This window comes from Arthrobacter pascens (assembly GCF_017052465.1).
GTDB classification, from domain to species: domain Bacteria; phylum Actinomycetota; class Actinomycetes; order Actinomycetales; family Micrococcaceae; genus Arthrobacter; species Arthrobacter pascens.
The window spans coordinates 69,763-87,276 of record NZ_JAFHKT010000115.1 but is presented as its reverse complement, the minus strand read 5'-3'; the positions used below and the strand labels follow the sequence as shown (position 1 = coordinate 87,276).

The 17,514-nt window shown below is 67.2% G+C and carries 19 protein-coding genes; 14 read left to right on the top strand and 5 right to left on the bottom strand.

Features of this window, described 5'->3' with window-relative positions; genetic code table 11:
* A partial coding sequence (locus JYA52_RS05770) for an HNH endonuclease (RefSeq protein ID WP_372433744.1) occupies window positions 1–182 on the top strand: 182 nt, incomplete at its 5' end.
* Between the two features lie 139 nt (window positions 183–321).
* Here the strand turns inward: JYA52_RS05770 and JYA52_RS05765 are convergent.
* Window positions 322–1,131, bottom strand: a complete 810-nt coding sequence (locus JYA52_RS05765; protein WP_205652241.1) for a DUF937 domain-containing protein — start codon at window positions 1,129–1,131, stop codon at window positions 322–324.
* 235 nt (window positions 1,132–1,366) lie between these two features.
* On the opposite strand from JYA52_RS05765, the gene JYA52_RS05760 reads away from it, so the two are divergent.
* The 7 genes from JYA52_RS05760 to JYA52_RS05730 all read left to right on the top strand — a co-directional run bounded on the left by JYA52_RS05760 (window position 1,367) and on the right by JYA52_RS05730 (window position 9,502).
* On the top strand, window positions 1,367–2,350 hold the full coding sequence (locus JYA52_RS05760) for a bifunctional riboflavin kinase/FAD synthetase (RefSeq protein ID WP_205652240.1): 984 nt from the start codon (window positions 1,367–1,369) through the stop codon (window positions 2,348–2,350).
* 41 nt (window positions 2,351–2,391) lie between these two features.
* Window positions 2,392–3,246, top strand: coding sequence for a tryptophan 2,3-dioxygenase (gene kynA, locus JYA52_RS05755; RefSeq protein ID WP_205652239.1), 855 nt, complete (start codon window positions 2,392–2,394; stop codon window positions 3,244–3,246).
* Window positions 3,243–4,487 carry a kynureninase gene (gene kynU, locus JYA52_RS05750; RefSeq protein WP_205652238.1) on the top strand — a complete coding sequence of 415 codons (1,245 nt, stop codon included), beginning with the start codon at window positions 3,243–3,245 and terminating at the stop codon, window positions 4,485–4,487. Before kynA ends, kynU begins: the two co-directional genes overlap by 4 nt.
* 217 nt (window positions 4,488–4,704) lie before the next feature.
* The gene (gene rpsO, locus JYA52_RS05745) at window positions 4,705–4,974 is read left to right on the top strand and encodes a 30S ribosomal protein S15 (RefSeq protein ID WP_205652237.1); all 270 of its coding nucleotides are present in this window, start codon (window positions 4,705–4,707) and stop codon (window positions 4,972–4,974) included.
* A gap of 247 nt (window positions 4,975–5,221) precedes the next feature.
* Window positions 5,222–7,474 (top strand): polyribonucleotide nucleotidyltransferase, encoded by a 2,253-nt coding sequence (locus tag JYA52_RS05740; protein ID WP_205652250.1) that lies wholly within the window; start codon window positions 5,222–5,224, stop codon window positions 7,472–7,474.
* A gap of 120 nt (window positions 7,475–7,594) precedes the next feature.
* The gene (locus tag JYA52_RS05735; RefSeq protein WP_205652236.1) at window positions 7,595–8,938 is read left to right on the top strand and encodes a M16 family metallopeptidase; all 1,344 of its coding nucleotides are present in this window, start codon (window positions 7,595–7,597) and stop codon (window positions 8,936–8,938) included.
* Between the two features lie 102 nt (window positions 8,939–9,040).
* Window positions 9,041–9,502 carry a DUF1579 domain-containing protein gene (locus JYA52_RS05730; protein ID WP_205652235.1) on the top strand — a complete coding sequence of 154 codons (462 nt, stop codon included), beginning with the start codon at window positions 9,041–9,043 and terminating at the stop codon, window positions 9,500–9,502.
* 110 nt (window positions 9,503–9,612) lie between these two features.
* Here JYA52_RS05730 and JYA52_RS05725 read toward each other — a convergent pair whose 3' ends face one another.
* Window positions 9,613–9,879 (bottom strand): MoaD/ThiS family protein, encoded by a 267-nt coding sequence (locus JYA52_RS05725; RefSeq protein WP_205652234.1) that lies wholly within the window; start codon window positions 9,877–9,879, stop codon window positions 9,613–9,615.
* A gap of 4 nt (window positions 9,880–9,883) precedes the next feature.
* Complete coding sequence (moaA, locus tag JYA52_RS05720) at window positions 9,884–11,026, bottom strand: GTP 3',8-cyclase MoaA (protein ID WP_205652233.1); 1,143 nt, start codon at window positions 11,024–11,026, stop codon at window positions 9,884–9,886.
* 280 nt (window positions 11,027–11,306) lie between these two features.
* On the opposite strand from moaA, the gene JYA52_RS05715 reads away from it, so the two are divergent.
* From JYA52_RS05715 to JYA52_RS05690, 6 genes are all read left to right on the top strand, one after another.
* Entirely contained in the window at window positions 11,307–12,725 is a 1,419-nt protein-coding gene (locus JYA52_RS05715) for a molybdopterin-dependent oxidoreductase (RefSeq protein WP_240460003.1), read from the top strand.
* Window positions 12,726–12,748: 23 nt separating this feature from the next.
* Window positions 12,749–14,080, top strand: coding sequence for a molybdopterin molybdotransferase MoeA (locus JYA52_RS05710; RefSeq protein ID WP_205652232.1), 1,332 nt, complete (start codon window positions 12,749–12,751; stop codon window positions 14,078–14,080).
* Complete coding sequence (gene moaC / locus JYA52_RS05705) at window positions 14,068–14,562, top strand: cyclic pyranopterin monophosphate synthase MoaC (RefSeq protein WP_205652231.1); 495 nt, start codon at window positions 14,068–14,070, stop codon at window positions 14,560–14,562. The genes JYA52_RS05710 and moaC overlap by 13 nt, the downstream gene beginning before the upstream one ends.
* Window positions 14,563–14,564: 2 nt before the next feature.
* Window positions 14,565–15,074, top strand: a complete 510-nt coding sequence (locus JYA52_RS05700) for a MogA/MoaB family molybdenum cofactor biosynthesis protein (RefSeq protein WP_205652230.1) — start codon at window positions 14,565–14,567, stop codon at window positions 15,072–15,074.
* A complete protein-coding gene (locus JYA52_RS05695) occupies window positions 15,064–15,564 on the top strand; it encodes a molybdenum cofactor biosynthesis protein MoaE (RefSeq protein WP_240459986.1) in 501 nt (166 codons plus the stop codon). The genes JYA52_RS05700 and JYA52_RS05695 overlap by 11 nt, the downstream gene beginning before the upstream one ends.
* A gap of 98 nt (window positions 15,565–15,662) precedes the next feature.
* Window positions 15,663–16,421 carry a MerR family transcriptional regulator gene (locus JYA52_RS05690; RefSeq protein WP_205652229.1) on the top strand — a complete coding sequence of 253 codons (759 nt, stop codon included), beginning with the start codon at window positions 15,663–15,665 and terminating at the stop codon, window positions 16,419–16,421.
* A gap of 579 nt (window positions 16,422–17,000) precedes the next feature.
* Here JYA52_RS05690 and JYA52_RS22775 read toward each other — a convergent pair.
* Together JYA52_RS22775 and JYA52_RS05685 are read right to left on the bottom strand one after the other, a co-directional pair.
* On the bottom strand, window positions 17,001–17,135 hold the full coding sequence (locus JYA52_RS22775; protein ID WP_276208539.1) for a hypothetical protein: 135 nt from the start codon (window positions 17,133–17,135) through the stop codon (window positions 17,001–17,003).
* A 9-nt stretch (window positions 17,136–17,144) separates the two neighbouring features.
* Entirely contained in the window at window positions 17,145–17,447 is a 303-nt protein-coding gene (locus JYA52_RS05685) for a hypothetical protein (RefSeq protein ID WP_205652228.1), read from the bottom strand.
* Window positions 17,448–17,514: the final 67 nt, after the last annotated feature.

The following is a 17,514-nucleotide window of genomic DNA, read 5'->3' as shown; positions in this document are numbered from 1 at the left end:
GGTCACACGGCGGCACCACCGGCACCGACAACGGCACCCTCCTGTGCTCCCATCACCACCACCTCATCCACAAAGAACAATGGACCATCCACATGCGATCCGGCGTCCCCTGGTTCATCCCGCCACCGCACATCGACCCCCGCCAGGTACCGCGGAGAAACAACTACTTCCGGCTCGAATGACGGCCAGCAAATGCTGCGTTCGTGGAGAAGCGAATGCGGTGGGCCCGGCGGTTCGGCATATGGCTATTTCATCCCGAAGAGCCAGCCCAGCAGGCCACCATCGCCGCCGACGTTCTTCCTGCCGTCCTACGGCTTCTCGTCAGGGCCGTCGGGAAGGTCGACCTCGATGAGCTCGCCCGGGACGGGCGCGCCGGACTGCCGGGTGGGTTGCCCGAGAGGTTCGGCCGGCGGCTGTGATGTGGAATCGTTCATAGGCTCGGGAACCAGCGCGTCCCGCGGCTGCCCACCCTGCGGCTGTCCGCCGCCCAGGATGCCGCCAAGAATGTCCCCCAAGCCTCCCTGGGCCCTGCCCTCCGGCACCGGCAGCGCCGCCGAGGATGCCGCCCAGGATGCTGCCGAGGTCGATGCCGCCCGCCCCGCCGGCAGCGCCGCCGCCCGCCCCGCCGGCAGCGCCGCCGCCCGCCCCGACGGCAGCGCCGCCGCCTGCCCCGCCGGCGTCGGTTCCGCCTGGCAGCGGCGAGGCCTGTCCTCCACCCTGCTGCCCGCCGAGGATCTTTTTGGCCAGGTAGGACATGATGATCGGGGCGAGAATCGGAAGCAGCCTGCGGACCAGGTCCCCTCCGGCGCCGCCCAGGTTGGCGGTGCCCGCCAGCTGGCTCGCCACCTGGTCCTGCTGGCCGCCGAAGACGTGGCTCACGATCTTCTCGCCGTCGGCGGTGTCCACCTGCGTGGCGTCCACGCCGCCGTCGGTCAGGCCGTCCTGGTGCTGGGCCAGCGCGGATTCGAGGGACGCCGCGCCGTCCGGGGCCTGGGCGTTGTTCTGCAGACCGGCCAGGAGCGTGGGCACCGCGGTTTCCACCGCTGCCCGTGCGGACGCCGTGTCGGTACCGAGCAGGGCTGCGATCTGGTCAACCGGGATCTGGGCCAGGAGGTCATGGATGTCGGTCAAGGCGTACTCCTTCTGGTCCGCTGGGGCGCGGATTTTCGGGGGAGCGGCGCAGGCTCGCGTCGCCGGACAGCTGCCCCTGCATCGTAGTCCGGGACTCCCGCAGGCGGTAGATCACCGCGGGCGCAGGCTCCGCCGCGGTCCGTGGCGCCGGACGAATGCGGGTAATCTTAGAGAGTTCCGGAGCCTGGATGGGCAGCCGGACGTGTTTCGTGTCAGGCAGTAAAAGGCGAGGTTGATGGTCCACATCTGGAACGATCCGACCGAAGTCCCCGACGACTTTGGTCCTTCCGTTGTCACTATCGGCAACTTCGACGGCGTCCATCGCGGCCACCAGCAGGTGCTGTCCCAGCTGATCCGGACGGCCCGGCTGAACAGGGCACGGTCCGTCGCGGTCACGTTCGACCCCCATCCTTCCCAAGTCCACCGGCCGGAGTCCGCGCCCGAGCTCATCATGGGCCTGCAGGACAAGCTCCTGGCGCTGGGCGAGCTCGGCCTGGATGCTGTGCTCGTCATGAAGTACTCGCTCGAACTCGCGAGCCTCAGCCCGGAAGAATTCGTCGGCACGGTCCTCGTTGACGCCCTCCACGTGAGCCACGTGGTCATCGGCCACGACACGCGGTTTGGCCGCGGAAACTCCGGGGACCTGAACACCATGCGCGAACTGGGGGAGAAGTTCGGGTTTGAGGTGCTCGTCATCAGTGAATTCGGATCGGAGGGCTTTCCGCTCCATGACGACGGCGGAACGGACCGCCGCTGTTCGTCCACCTGGGTGCGTGAGGCGCTGATGGCAGGCGATGTGGCCACCGCTGCCGCCGTGCTGGGACGCCCCCACCAGATGCGCGGGGAGGTTGTCCACGGGGCAGCCCGCGGCCGCGCCCTCGGATTTCCCACTGCCAACCTCTCCTCTGACGCCAGCGGACTCATCCCGGCGGACGGGATCTATGCGGGCTGGCTCGTGGACCAGGCCGGCACCCGGTGGCCGGCCGCCATCTCTGTCGGCTCCAACCCGACCTTCGACGGCGTCAGCCGCCAGGTCGAGGCCCACGTCATCGACCGTCCCCAGGAATCCATAGACGACTTCGATCTGTACGGCCAGACAGTAGTTGTGGAGTTTGTCGCCAGGCTCCGGGGCATGGTGGCGTACCGTGGGCCTGAAGCCCTCGTGGAGCAGATGCGCCAGGACGTCGTGCAGGCACACGACCTCCTTCTCAAGCGCTGATCCGTCAGCCCCACACAGTACTTGGCAAGGAAGGCAACGCTGTGACCGTGGAGAAAAACACCAGGAAATTGGACAAGGGAATCGTCCGGGATTTCAGTTCCAGAATGAGCTACGGGGCGTACCTCCAGCTGCCCACGCTGCTGAGCGCCCAGCGGCCCGTCAGCACACCCGAACACCATGACGAGATGCTGTTCATCATCCAGCACCAGACCACCGAACTCTGGCTCAAGCTCGTGCTGCATGAACTTCGCAGCGCGGCGGAACACCTCCGGGCGGACCGCCTGGGCACTGCCCTGAAGGGGATCGCCCGCGTCAAGCACATCCAGAAAACCCTCACCGAGCAGTGGTCCGTGCTGGCCACCCTGACGCCCACGGAGTATTCGCAGTTCCGCGGCTTCCTGGGGAACTCCTCGGGATTCCAGTCGAGCCAGTACCGGGCCGTGGAATTCGTGCTGGGCAACAAGAACCGGAAGATGATGCCGGTATTTGAGTCGGACCCGGAGGCCCACGCGCTGCTGCAGGAAGTCCTCGAGGCGCCAAGCATCTACGACGAGTTCCTTGCCTACCTGCACCGCCAGGGCTTCGACGTGCCCGCCTCTGTCCTGAACCGCGACGTCACGAGGGCCCATGAGTTCGTGCCGGAGCTCGTCCCGGTGTTCAAGCACATCTACGAGAACGCGTCCGACAACTGGGGCGCCTACGAGGCGTGCGAGGAGCTGGTGGATCTCGAGGACAACTTCCAGCTGTGGCGGTTCCGGCACCTGCGGACGGTGCAGCGGACCATCGGCATGAAGGGCGGAACCGGCGGCTCCAGCGGCGCGGCCTTCCTGCAAAAAGCCCTCGAACTGACGTTCTTTCCGGAACTGTTCGCCGTGCGGACGGAGATCGGCCAGTGACCACTCTTCGCGAGTCCCACGATGCGCTCCTCGAGCGTGCCCTCCTCCTCGACGCCGAGGACCCCCTGTCCGCCTATCGGGAACGGTTCATCGGCACGGAAACGGACCTGTCCTACCTTGACGGCAACTCCCTGGGGCGCCCGCTCAAGAGGACAGCCGAGGACATCAACACGTTCATCCATTCGGGCTGGGGCGGCCGCCTGATCCGCGGCTGGGACGAGGAATGGCTGGAGCTGCCCCAGGCTATCGGCGACCAGCTGGGGCGTGCCGTCCTGGGCGCCGCTGCCGGCCAGACCATCATTGCCGATTCCACCACCGTGGTGCTCTACAAGCTGATCCGCGCCGCCCTGGCCGCAGTCAAGGATCCCGCCAGGACAGAAATCGTGCTGGACACGGACAATTTCCCCACGGACCGCTACCTTGTCGAGGGCATCGCACGGGAGGAGGGGCTGACGCTGCGCTGGATCGATGCCGACCCCGACTCCGGCGTGACCCTTGACCAGGTGAGGGAGGCCGTAGGGCCGGCCACCGCCGTCGTGCTCCTGAGCCATGTGGCGTACCGCTCGGGGTTCCTCGCCGACCTGCCGGGCATCACGGCGGCAGTGCACGACGCCGGAGCGCTGGCCGTGTGGGACCTGTGCCATTCGGCCGGATCAGTGGAGATTGCGCTGGACGCCGCCGGCGTCGATTTTGCCGCGGGCTGCACCTACAAGTACCTCAACGGCGGGCCCGGCTCGCCCGCGTTCGCGTATGTCAATGCCAGGCATCTTCCGGGCCTGGCCCAGCCCATCTGGGGCTGGATGGGACGCCGGGACGCATTTGAGATGGGTCCCGGCTATGAGCCTGCCCCGGGCATCCGCGGCTTCCTCAGCGGAACCCCGGCGATTTTCGGGATGATCGCAATGCGCGGCACCCTGGACCTGCTTGAGGAAGTGGGGATGGCGGCAGTCAGGGAAAAGTCCCTGCGCCTCACGGCGTATGCGCTGGAACTCCACGACGCCTGGCTGGCCCCGGCAGGTGTCCGGCTCGCCACACCGCGTGCCCCTGAGCAGCGGGGAAGCCACATCACCGTCGACCATCCGTCCTTCCGTGAAGTGACCGCCGCCCTGTGGGACAAGGACGTCATCCCCGATTTCCGTGCCCCGGCGGGCATCAGGATCGGACTCTCGCCGCTGAGCACCGGCTTCGCGGAGCTGCACCGAGGCATGGCAGCCGTCCGCGATCTGCTGCCGCGGCACTGACGGCATGTGCAGTGGTGAACGCCTCCTGCGGCGGCCGCCGCGGCGTTTCGACAAGATTGCGACAAGGCCGGTAAACTAAACGGTGGATCCGGCTGCAGTCCGTGGTTGCTGGATCCTGTTTCGTGCGTACCGCCTGCCTTGACGGGATGGTCCGCGCCGGCACACCCCGGCAGTGAGTTACTGATTCGGGCCTCACGGCACATCTCTAGGAGTTATTGTGGCACTTGACGCCGCTGTAAAGCAGTCCATCATCAAGGAATACGCAACCACCGAAGCAGACACCGGTTCACCCGAGGTCCAGGTTGCTGTCCTGACTCAGCGGATCAAGGATCTCACTGAGCACATGAAGGAGCACAAGCACGACTTCCACACCCAGCGCGGTCTGCTGGCCATGGTCGGTCGTCGCAAGCGCATGCTCACCTACCTCAAGAAGACTGACATCGCCCGCTACCGTGCGCTCATCGAGCGTCTCGGCCTGCGCCGCTAGTCTGACTTAGGGGGCGGCCCTTTCCTGCACGGAACGGGCCGCCTCTTTCAGTAGAAAAACTAAACAGGAGGATCAACCGCATCACGCATTCGCGGTCCTCGGTAGTGATCCCCGGGAAAGCTTCGCTGACTGAAGCCCGGCCCGTGGGTCTCGATCGATGACCGGGTGCAGTGCAGGCCAGTAGACAGATGCTGGACTGGGTTGATGCGGCTGGACTTCCGTTAACAAAGAAACGGAGGTGACTCTCTTGGAGGGTCCCGAAATCCAGTTCTCAGAAGCAGTCATTGACAATGGCCGCTTTGGCAAGCGTGTAATCCGCTTTGAAACCGGCCGTCTTGCCAAGCAGGCAGCCGGCGCAGCCATGGTGTACATCGACGAAGACACCGCGCTGCTCTCCGCCACCACGGCAGGCAAGCACCCGCGTGAAGGCTTTGACTTCTTCCCGCTGACGGTTGACGTCGAAGAGCGCATGTACGCCGCCGGCCGTATCCCGGGCTCGTTCTTCCGCCGCGAAGGCCGCCCGTCCACCGAGGCCATCCTGGCCTGCCGCCTGATGGACCGCCCGCTGCGTCCGGCCTTCGTCAAGGGCCTGCGCAACGAGGTCCAGATCGTCGTCACCGTCCTGGCGATTAACCCGGACGAGCTCTACGACGTCGTGGCCATCAACGCCTCCTCGATGTCCACCCAGCTCTCCGGCCTGCCCTTCTCCGGCCCGATCGGCGGCGTCCGCGTTGCCCTCGTGGCGGACGAGCAGGGTTCGCAGTGGGTTGCCTTCCCGAAGCACTCCCAGCTCGAGAACTCCGTGTTCAACATGGTCGTGGCCGGCCGCGTAACCGGCGGTGCCGAAGGCGATGACATTGCCATCATGATGGTTGAAGCCGAAGCCACGGACAACTCCTGGAACCTCATCAAGGAACAGGGCGCCACCGCCCCCACCGAAGAGGTCGTTTCCGAAGGACTCGAGGCTGCCAAGCCGTTCATCAAGGCCCTCTGCGAAGCCCAGCAGGACCTGGCAGCCCGCGCCGCCAAGCCCACCGTTGAGTTCCCGGTCTTCCTGGACTACCAGGACGACGTGTACGCCGCCGTCGAGGCTGCTGCAGCCGAAAAGCTGACCGCCGTGTTCCAGATCGCCGACAAGCAGGAGCGTGACAACGCCTCTGACGAACTGAAGGACGAGGTTGTTGCTTCGCTGTCCGGCCAGTTCGAAGGCCGCGAGAAGGAAGTGTCCGCAGCGTTCCGCTCGGTCACCAAGCACGTGGTGCGCCAGCGCATCCTCAAGGACCAGATCCGTATTGACGGCCGTGGCCTGACGGACATCCGCCAGCTGACCGCCGAGGTCGAGGTTCTTCCCCGCGTCCACGGTTCGGCAATCTTCGAGCGCGGCGAAACCCAGATCATGGGTGTCACCACGCTGAACATGCTGAAGATGGAACAGCAGATCGACTCGCTGTCGCCGGTGACGCGCAAGCGCTACATGCACAACTACAACTTCCCGCCGTACTCCACCGGTGAGACCGGACGCGTCGGTTCGCCGAAGCGCCGCGAAATCGGTCACGGTGCCTTGGCTGAGCGCGCGCTCGTGCCGGTGCTGCCGTCCCGCGAGGAGTTCCCGTACGCCATCCGCCAGGTGTCTGAGGCCCTCAGCTCCAACGGTTCGACGTCGATGGGCTCGGTCTGCGCCTCCACGCTGTCCATGCTCAACGCCGGTGTTCCGCTGAAGGCCGCCGTTGCCGGCATCGCCATGGGCCTGGTCTCCGACCAGGTTGACGGCCAGACCCGCTACGCGGCCCTGACCGATATCCTCGGCGCCGAAGATGCCTTCGGCGACATGGACTTCAAGGTCGCCGGTACGTCCGAGTTCGTCACGGCCATCCAGCTGGACACCAAGCTTGACGGCATCCCCGCGTCCGTGCTGGCAGCAGCGCTGAAGCAGGCCCGCGAAGCCCGCCTGCACATCCTCGAGGTCATCAACGCCGCGATCGACACCCCGGACGAGCTCTCCGAGTTCGCTCCGCGTGTCATCGCCGTCAAGATTCCCGTGGACAAGATCGGCGAGGTCATTGGCCCCAAGGGCAAGATGATCAACCAGATCCAGGAAGACACCGGCGCGGACATCTCCATCGAGGACGACGGCACGGTCTACATCGGCGCCACCAACGGTCCGTCTGCTGACGCAGCACGCTCCGCGATCAACGCCATCGCCAACCCGCAGGTTCCGGAAATCGGCGAACGCTACCTGGGCACGGTCGTCAAGACCACCACCTTCGGTGCGTTCATCTCCCTGACCCCGGGCAAGGACGGCCTCCTGCACATCTCCGAGCTGCGCAAGCTCGCCAGCGGCAAGCGCGTGGACAACGTCGATGACGTCGTCTCCGTGGGCCAGAAGATCCAGGTGGAGATCACCAAGATCGATGACCGCGGCAAGCTGTCCCTCTCGCCGGTCGTGGCCGAAGAAGAAGGCGCCGACACCGCTGAGGTCGCCGAGGCGACAGCAGAGTAGTCTGCACCGCCTTTCACGGCGCGGGCATTAGCGGCAGGGCCGGTGGATCATCCACCGGCCCTGCCGCCGTTTAAAGGTAGGATTGCAGGCAGATTTGGCTCCGCTTCCTGAAAGGCCTTGATGACTGTCGTTCCCCTGCCGCTGGCGCAGAACCACCCCGGTGACACCCTGATCCATGGAGCTGACGGAGGCTCCGAAGTGCGCCGTTCGGTTCTGCCGGGCGGGGTGCGCGTGCTGACCGAGGCGATGCCGGGCCAGCGCTCCGCCACCATCGGTTTCTGGGTCGGCGTGGGATCCCGCGACGAGGCGCCGGGCCAGCACGGTTCAACGCACTTCCTCGAGCACCTGCTGTTCAAGGGCACCCGGCGGCGCACGGCCCTCGAAATCGCCTCGGCCTTTGACGAAGTGGGCGGGGAATCCAACGCGGCCACAGCCAAGGAAAGCACCTGCTACTTCGCCCGGGTGCTGGACACGGACCTGCCGATGGCCATCGACGTCATCGCCGATATGATCACCGGCGCTGTGCTGGACCCTGCCGAGATGGAACAGGAACGGGACGTCATCCTCGAGGAAATCGCCATGGACAGCGACGACCCCACCGACGTCGCCCATGAGCACTTCGTCGCCGCAGTGCTCGGCACGCACCCGCTGGGGCGCCCCATTGGCGGTACCCCCGACGCCATCAGGGCCGTGGCCCGCGACTCGGTATGGGACCACTACCGGCGCTACTACCGTCCCGACGAGCTGGTCATCACCGCCGCCGGCGGCCTGGAGCACGACGTCGTATGCCGCCTCGTGGTGGATGCCCTCCACGCCGCCGGCTGGCCGCTGGAGCCCGGCGCTGCCCCTGTGGAGCGCCGTTCGACGGAACGCGCACAGATCGCCGGAACCGCGGGGCTGCACGTGGTCAAGCGCCCCGTGGAACAGGCCAACATCATCATGGGGTGCCCCACCATCGTGGCCACTGACGACCGCCGGTACGTCATGAGCGTACTGAACGCCGTGCTCGGCGGCGGCATGTCCTCGCGACTCTTCCAGGAGATCCGTGAGAAGCGGGGGCTCGTCTACTCGACGTATTCCTTCGCCTCCTCGTACGCCGACGCAGGCTACTTCGGGATGTACGCCGGCTGCACGCCCACTAAGGTCCGGCAGGTCCTGGAGCTGCTGGGGGCGGAGCTGGACAAGCTCGCCGAGGGCGGCATCTCCGAGGAGGAACTCCGCAAGGCAGTGGGCCAGCTCTGCGGCGGAATCGTCCTGGCCCTGGAGGACACTGGCTCCCGCATGTCCCGGCTGGGCCGCGCCGAACTCGTTTCCGGCGAGTACCAGGACATCGACGAGACCCTGCGGCAGATCAAGGCCGTGACGGCGGAGCAGGTCCGGGAGCTGGCCGGCGAGCTCGCTGCGGCGCCCCGGACAGTGACGGTGGTCGGGCCCTTCGAGGAGACCGAAACCTTCGGACTCTGACGCCCGCCCCCGTTTGGGGACGCCTGCCCTCCGCGCACGGTGCCTACTGGACAACACCATGCGCCGGCGTGATGATGAACCCGGGGCCACACTGGAGGAACTATGGACCGTCCGCACCCAGGCACTGCTCAGGAGGGACTCGACGTTTTCCTCGGCCACTGGACAGGCACTACCCACATAGAGGCCACACCCCTCCGGCCCGCCCGGTCGGCGGCCGCCGAGCTGACGTTCACCAAGGCCGCCGCCGGCTACGCCGTGCTGCAGAGCTACCGGCACACCGAAACGGACGGCATCAGTGTTGAGCGGCATGGCATGTTCACCATGGACGCTGACCACCCGGACACCGTCTGGTACCACGTGGACAGTCTGGGACAGCCGCGGGAGGCCCCGACGAGATGCACCCTGCACGGCGGAGTGCTGACGGTGGAACGCCACAGCGGCCGGGATACATCGAGGCATACCTTCCGGGTGGACGACGGCGTGCTGACGCACACCTCCGAGATCCGGCTGGCCGACGCCTCAGCATTCGCTCTGTTCCTGACCTCCGTTTGCCGCCGCACCTGACAGCGCGAACGGACACGCGAACGGACACTTAAGGCCCGGACGGAGGGCCAGTCAGCTTGATGCGTCGCCGCTCGCCATGACATTGGCCATGACATCGGCCAGCCGTATCGCTAGCCGCCAGCGAAGGGCGGCAGGACATCCACCACGTCGCCGTCGGCGAGAACCACCGAGCGGTCCCGCACGGCCACTTCATTGAGCAGGAAGCTGCTGCGGGCCAGGATCCGGGCCAGCCCCGGCGTTCCGGCCGGCGGCTCGGGGCGTTCGACGTCGAGGACGGCGGCCAGCAGTGATTCCACCGTGGATCCGGCCGGAAGGTCGAAGCGCTCTTCCTCCACGCCTGCCGCAGCGCGTGCGGCAGCGAAGTAACGTACATTCAAGGGTTCAGCCTCCGATGGCGCTCATGCTGCGGTCCGGCTGGACGAAGTCCGGGGCGTCGAGTCCCACATGGTCCATGCCGTGGGCCTTGGGCTTCAGCCACATGGCATCCTGCCAGCGTTCCGCCAGTTCCTGGTCGCTGGCCCCCGCCCGGAGCAATCCGAGCAGGTCGAATTCCTCCCGGGAGAAGAGGCAGCTCATGATCTTGCCCTCCGCGGTGATGCGGGTCCGGCGGCAGTCCGAGCAGAACGGCTCGGTGACGGAGGCGATAATTCCCACTGTTCCCAGCACGGGGCCTTCCGCTTCGGCTGACGCTGCCGCACCCGCCGCCCGGCGTCGTACTTCAAAGCGTTCGGCGGGAGCTCCGTCGCGGGCCCGCGGGTCCCGGCTCAGCACGTAGTCCGCGGACAGCAGGTCACGGATTTCCGCGGCGGTGATCATGTTCCGCCGGGTCCAGCCGTGGTCGGCGTCGAGCGGCATCTGCTCGATGAACCGCAGCTCGTAGCCCCGGCCGAGGGCCCAGGCCAGCAGTGACGGCGACTCGGCGTCATTGATGCCGCGCATGAGCACGGCGTTGAGCTTCACCGGGCCGAGTCCCGCTGCCCAGGCGGCATCCACACCGGCAAGGACCCGGTCGAGAAACGGGCGCCTGGTCAGTTTGGTGAAGGTTTCCTCGTGCAGGGAATCGAGGGAGACGTTGATGCGGGTCAGCCCGGCAGCCTTGAGCGCGGCGGCCTTTTTGTCCAGGCCCACGCCGTTGGTGGTCATGGAGATCGGCAGTCCGGGGTGCGCCTGCCGGAGCGCGGCAATGATGTCGATCAGATCGGCCCGGACCAGGGGCTCGCCGCCGGTCAGGCGCAGTTCACGGACGCCCAGCAGCTCCACGCCCACGCGCACGATCCGCACGATTTCCGCAGCGGACATGACCGCTTGTTTGGACAGCCACTCCAGCCCCTCGGCAGGCATGCAGTAGGTGCACCGCAGGTTGCACTTGTCGGTGAGGGAGAGGCGCATATCCGTGGCGCGGCGCCCATAGCGGTCAACGAGTCCGGCGGGAGCATCGGCGGGGCGGGCAGCGGGAACGCCCGGCGCACCAGGAAGCGGGGCTGCCCCTTCACGCGGCTGCGGCATGCCAAGCTGAACACTCATAAATTCAGGCTACGCCACGTTGGCCCAAGCATCACGCCCGTGACATCCCGCAGCCGGGCCGGAGGTCCGGTCTTATGCTGGAAGGGTGAACGAGTCCCAGCCGGCGGCGCCCGGGGCCTCAGCCGGAATGCACAGTTTCCCCTCCTCGGGATCTGGAGCTTCCGGAGCCGCACCTCCCAGGTCCCGCTGGTGGGCGGCATCCGCCGGGGTTGTGGCCGCCGGCACCGGACTGGTGGCCAGCGAGCTCATCGCAGGGTTCCTCAGCCCGTCCCTGTCGACCATGACGGCACTGGGCGGGGCGGTTATTGATGCCGTTCCGCCGGGAGTAAAGGACTGGGCGGTTGCCCTGTTCGGTACGGCCGACAAGCTCGCGTTGCTGGCGGGCATGGCGCTGGTGATCGCAGCCCTCGCGGCCCTGTCCGGAGTGCTGGAGCTGCGCAGGCGCTATTCCGGGGCAGCCGTCTTCGCGGTCTTCGGAATCGTCGGTGTGGCGGCGGTCCTGACCCGGGCGCAGGTGACTGTCATCGCCGTCGCGCTTCCGGTCATCGCCGCCGGCATCGGCGGAATGCTGCTTCAAAGCCTGATTTGGCGGCTGGCCTCCTGGCAGGCGGGCGCGCAGCAGGGCCGGTCCGGCCGACGCGGATTCCTGCAGTTGCTGGGCGGCACTGGTGCCGCAGTCCTGGTGGGCGGCGCGGTCGCCACGGCCTGGCGCGGCGGGGCAGCGGGAGTCACCGAGGTCCGCCGGACTTTGCGCCTACCGGCACCCCGATCTGCGGCAGCAGCGATTCCGGCCGGCGCCGAGATCGGCCTGGACGGCATGGATCCGCTTGTCACCCCAAATCCGGATTTCTACCGCATCGATACTGCACTCTCCGTCCCCGTCCTGGACCCCCGGGAATGGAAGCTGAAGGTCACCGGCCTGGTGGAGCGGGAGATAGAGCTCGACTTCGAGGCCCTGCAGGTCAAACCGCTGCTGGAACGCCACGTGACCATTGCCTGCGTGTCCAATGAGGTTGGCGGCGACCTGATCGGCAACGCGCTCTGGCTCGGCTGGCCAGTCCGCGAACTGCTGGCGATGGCCGGCCCGCTTCCCGGATCGGACATGGTGCTGTCGCGGAGCTCGGACGGCTTCACCGCCAGCACGCCTCTGGAAGTCCTCACGGACAACCGGGACGCGCTGCTCGCCGTCGGCATGAACGGAGAGCCGCTGCCGCTGGAACACGGCTTCCCGGTGCGGCTGGTCGTCCCCGGACTCTATGGCTACGTGTCCGCCACGAAATGGCTCGTTGAGCTCAAGGTCACCCGGTTCGCCGATGACGTTGCATACTGGACGCCGCGCGGCTGGTCCGAACGCGGGCCCATCAAGATCTCCTCCCGCATCGATGTACCCCGCGACGGCCGGTCGGCCCGTCCGGGCCAGGTCATGTTTGGCGGCGTGGCCTGGGCGCAGCACACCGGAATCGGCAAAGTGGAGCTGCGCGTGGACCGCGGCGGCTGGCAGCAGGCCCAGCTGGCTCCCGGGATCTCGGTGGACACCTGGTACCAGTGGCAACTGGGCATTGACCTGCAGCCGGGACAGCATGAAGTCCAGGTGCGCGCGACCGATCTCACCGGTACCGTCCAAGCAGAGGAGCGCAGACCGGTTGCCCCGGACGGTGCCACGGGCTTCCACACCATTAGAGTTGACGTGACCCCATAGCCGTTGCTCCAGGAGGCAGGACCATGCACCGCCACACGCAGCCGCACGCCACTGCCGCCCCACCGGCCGCCGTTCTCCACGAGGCCGTTGCCCACGACGACGCCGACGCACACACGCACCGCGACGCACACACGCACGCCGACGCACACACGCACCGCAGCGTGGCCGAACACCGAGACGCCGTCCGGGCACTCCTTGAGCCACTGCGCAACGCCGGGCACACCGAGCGGCTTGCCCTTTCCGATGCCCTGGGCCGGGGGCTGGCCGAGGACATCACCGCGCCGCTGGACCTTCCGCCCTTCGCCAACTCGCAGATGGATGGCTTTGCCATCCGCGCGGCGGACGTGCCCGAGAGCGGTGGCGAACTGCGCGTCGCCGCTCCCGTTCCGGCCGGCGCCCGCCCCGCGCCGCTGCAGCCCGGGACGGCCGCCCCCATCATGACGGGCGCCATGGTCCCGCCGGGGGCCGACGCCGTCATCCCCATTGAGCGGGCGGTCCCCGCAGCTTTTCCGGCTCCCGGCGCCGACGCGACAGTGCGGCTGCCTCCAGCGGCCGCCGGGACGTTCATCCGGGAGGTCGGCAGCGATATCCGTGCGGGTGAAGCTGCCCTGGCGGCCGGCACCTGCCTCGGTCCCGGCCAGTTGGGGCTGATCGCAGCCCTGGGCATGCCGGACGTCCTGGTCCACCGCCGGCTGACGGTTCTCCTCGTCACCACCGGCGATGAAGTGGTGGAACCGGGCGGGCAACTTGGGGCAGGCAAGATCTTCGATGCCAACGGGACCCTGCTGGAAACATCGCTGCGGCAGGCAGGGCTGGCCGTCATCAGGGCCGGCATCTCAACGGATGATCCCGCCGCCCTCTGCAGCCTGCTGCGCCGCCACGCCCCGGAGGTGGACCTCATTGTGACCACCGGGGGAGTCAGCAAGGGCGCATACGAAGTGGTGCGTCAGGCCATGGACGGCCAGGATGTGCACTTTGGCCACGTGGCCATGCAGCCGGGCGGCCCACAGGGGATCGGAACGTTCGACGGCGTGCCCCTCCTGGGGTTCCCGGGGAACCCGGTCAGTTGCCTCGTCTCCTTTGAGATGTTCCTGCGGCCGGTCCTCAGCGGCTTGTTGGGCTCTCCCTCACCACGGACCGTGGTTCACGGCCGGCTCCTCGAGCCGCTCACGTCGCCGGCGGGCAAGCACCAGGTACGGCGCGGAACCCTGTTGCCGGACGGCACTGTCCGGCTCGAGGGCGGCGAAAGCTCGCATCTCGTCCGGGCCCTGGCACAGTCCAACGCCCTGGTCCAGGTACCTGAAGGAGTGACCGCGCTCGCAAAGGGCGCGGAAGTGGAAGTATGGATGTTGTGACTGCAGAAAATAACAACGCCGCGCTGACGCACCTGCGGAGCGACGGCACCGCCCAGATGGTGGACGTGTCGGCAAAAACGGAAACCACGCGGGAAGCGACGGCCAGCGCAACGGTCCGGAGCACGCCGGAAGTCCTGGCGCTGCTGGGCACCGGCGGCCTGCCAAAAGGGGACGCCCTGGCCGTGGCGCGGGTGGCCGGCATCATGGCCGCAAAGAAGACCCCGGAACTGATTCCGCTGTGCCATCCACTGCCGATATCGAAGGTGACGGTCGACTTCGAGCTCGGCCCCGACACGGTGGAGGTCTTCGCCACCGTGAAGACCAGGGGAGTCACCGGCGTCGAGATGGAGGCGCTGACGGCTGCCTCCGTCGCGGCCCTGAGCGTCTACGACATGATCAAGGCCGTGGACAAGCACGCCGTGCTGACCGACATCAAGGTACTGGCCAAAAGCGGCGGCAAGAGCGGGGACTGGAGACTGTGAGTATGGCAGGAGCACCGCACGTCCACGGCGAAGTCCAGGGGAGGAAGGCCGGAGTCGTCATTGCCTCGACACGCGCCGCCGCCGGCTTGTATCAGGACGAGACCGGGCCCGTCATCATGGACTGGCTCACCGAGCACGGCTTCGATGCGTTCCCGGCCATGGTGGTTCCCGACGGCGAGCCCGTGGGCGCCGCGATCCGGGCGCTGCTCACCCAGCGTCCCGCCGTCGTGATCACCAGCGGCGGCACGGGGCTCAGCCCCGATGACCGGACGCCGGAGATGACCTTGCCCCTGCTTGACCGGGAGATTCCCGGCATCATGGAAGGGATCCGGCAGGCGGGCATCGCCAAGACCCCGCTGGCGATGCTCAGCCGCGGGCATGCCGGGGCCGCCGGCTCAACCTTCATCGTCAATCTGCCCGGATCACCGAAGGGCGTCATGGACGGACTGTCCGTCCTGGATCCGGTGATAGGGCATCTCTGTGACCAGCTGGAGGGCGGACATGGGCACTGAACAGTCAGCTACGGGACATGCAGCTACCGGGCATACAGCCACCGGGCAACTATTCGAAGTGGTGCACGCCGTCCTGAGCGCGGAGCCCATCTCCGTTGACGAGGCCATTGCCGCCGTGGAGTCGGATACTGCCGGCGCGGTGGTCAGTTTCAGCGGGGTTGTGCGGAACCACGACGGCGGCAAGCCCGTTGAACGGCTGAGCTACAGCGCCCACCCCACGGCGCACCAGGTTCTCGCCGACGTCGTGGCGCAGCTGGTGGCCGAGCACTCCGGCGAGACCGGTACTCCTGTCCGCATCTGGGCCGCGCACCGGGTGGGTTCCCTCGAAATCGGGGATCCGGCCCTGGTCTGCGCCGTCGCGGCGGCACACCGAGGGCAGGCGTTCGCCGTCTGCTCGGAACTCGTTGACCGCATCAAGGACCAGGTCCCCATCTGGAAGGAACAGTTCTTCACAGACGGCAGCGTGGAATGGGTCGGGGCCGGAGGCTGACGCCCTTGACCTTTACGTAACGTCAACCTCTAGAGTCTCGTTATCGGGCCGGAACGGCCGGCCCTACAGGGACAAGCCTGCGGAGCAGGGGAGGACTGATGGACTGGTCGATCCAGGAAATAGCGAAGATCGCCGGCACCACCAGCCGGACGCTGCGCCACTACGACGACATCGGGCTGCTCAAGCCGACCCGTACCGGCCACAACGGCTACCGGTACTACGACGCCGCTGCCCTCGTGCAGCTGCAGCGCATTCTGCTGCTGCGCCAGCTGGGACTTGGCCTTCCCACGGTATCCGAAGTGCTCCGGCATGAGACGGATGCCGTGAGGGCTCTCAGCGGGCATCTTGAGTGGCTTCGGCAGGAGCAGGCGCGCCTGGCCCGGCAGGCGGCCTCTGTCCGGCAGACCCTGGCATCACTGAAAGGAGACGGGGAACTCGTGGCTGAAAATATGTTCGATGGATTCGACCACACACAGTACAAGGACGAGGTCGAAGAACGGTGGGGCAAGGACGCCTACGCGGCCGGGGATTCCTGGTGGCGTGGAATGGGCGCGGAGGAGAAGAAGGCGTGGAAGCAGGGCGCCGAAAAACTCGGCCGCGACTGGATCCGCGCCGCCGAATCAGGTGTCTCAGCGGACAGTGCCGAGGCGCAGGAGCTGGCCAGGCGCCATGTTGAGTGGCTCACTGCCATACCCGGCACACCGGCATCGGCGCCCGAAGGCGACACGAAGGGCTACGTGACGGGCCTTGGTGAGATGTACGTTGCCGACCCGCGATTCGCCGCTAACTATGGCGGTGAGTCGGGAGCCGGCTTCGTCCGCGACGCGCTTCGCATCTACGCAGAGAAGCACCTGTAGGCCGGAGGCCGGGCCCGAGGCCGGGCGCCCGGCCGGCGCGCAGAGGCCGGGCCCGGTGCCTCCACGGGGGAGTGCGTCCGGGCCCGGCAGTCCTGCAGAAGACGGTTCGCGGCTACCTTCAACTTCAGGACCCTCCCACCTTCGCTGCAGGGACTTGGGAAAAGCCGTGATGTGCGGCCCTGACGCGGGGTCTGCCCCTGGCCTTCTGCCGGGGCGGCTCCCATAGGTGGGGGGCAGGGGGCTCCGGACAGGGGGTTCCGGGTCCGGCTTTTTGTAGCAGAGCCGCGACACGATGGCGGTCGCCGGTAACAGGAGGCCAGCCGCTGAAGTGGGCGGGGCCGGCTGTTCCCTGCGGGCCCGGACGTTTCCCGGGCAGGTCTCAGGTCAGTGGGTGAAGGGGCTTACTGGCCGATTGCAGGAAGGAGTGGGCCGATGGAACCGGGCGACCCTCATATGGAGACCCTGTTCCAGGGGCTGCAGACCGAACGTCGAGTGCCGGGGGCGAGCCCCGGGGGATTGGGATTCCCCGGGTCACCGGCAGAGGAGCTCAGGCCTGGGGTTGCAGGGCGCGGGGGCCCGTCACTTAGGGGACAGGTCCTGGATGTCATCGCTGACATCATTTCCGGAACGACGACGTCCCCGGATGTCCGCCGACGGCTTCTGCGGCAGCTGATGGACAACCCCGGGAACCCCGAGCAGGCCCTGCTCCTGCATATCCTGGAGTTAGAAGGTCCCTGAGCCTGTTGCGGCCCCCCGGATGTCCGGATCACGAAGGTGATCCAACAGCGCCCGTTCGGGGTGGCCCGGATTTTCGGCCAGGTGCTGCAGCAGGCGGGCACGGACCTCGGGGCGCGCGGGCTCCTCATCGGAGAGGACGTCGAGGATGATGTCCACGATCTGCCGGCGGAGTTCCGGATTGCCAAGCTGGACGTAAGCAAGCTGCCCCGGCGCGGCTGTTTCCCATTCCTGTGGAACTGTTTCCTGCGGAGCTGGGGTTTGGTGCAGCTCGCGAATCCCCATGCGCATTGAGGCCTCCTTCGGCTCGTTGAAGTCTCGATCCATGCCCCCTTGGTGCTTCCATCATGGGACCCGA